The 449-nt window shown below is 59.9% G+C and carries 1 pseudogene; it reads right to left on the bottom strand.

The annotated features are described in order from the left end of the window. Window positions 1-419: pseudogene (locus BST12_RS29500) on the bottom strand (hypothetical protein); the annotation flags it as partial. Window positions 420-449: the final 30 nt, after the last annotated feature.

Below are 449 nucleotides of genomic sequence, written 5' to 3'. Positions count from 1 at the left end.
TTCCAACTCCCCACATTCCCCAACCCCACATTGCCCGTGCCCACATCCGCCAACCCCGCATTGAACACACTCACCCCGGCACCAGAGAAGAACAACCCCGACAAGTTCTCCCCGGCATTCCCCACACCCGACGTCGCCAGACCCAACACATTGGTGTTACCCGCCCCCGACAACGACTCACCCATGTTGGTCAGCCCCGACAACAAGCCCCCGACATTCTTATACCCCGAAGCCAGCGACCCATTGTTCCAGAACCCCGACACCGTCTTGCCGATATTCCCAAACCCCGAAGCACTCCCCTCACCAGAATTAAAGAACCCCGACGACGGAGCATCCGTCGTATTCCCAAACCCCGGCGCCGCAGGGAAATGGAAAACCGGCACCGAGACCCCACCCACCGTGCCACCCACATTCGCCACCAACGACGTCGTATCACCACCAACCACAAA

Origin of the sequence: Mycobacterium angelicum, from assembly GCF_002086155.1 — a bacterium.
GTDB classification, from domain to species: domain Bacteria; phylum Actinomycetota; class Actinomycetes; order Mycobacteriales; family Mycobacteriaceae; genus Mycobacterium; species Mycobacterium angelicum.
Note: the sequence above shows the minus strand (reverse complement) of the source record. Positions and strands in the feature narration are given on the sequence as shown.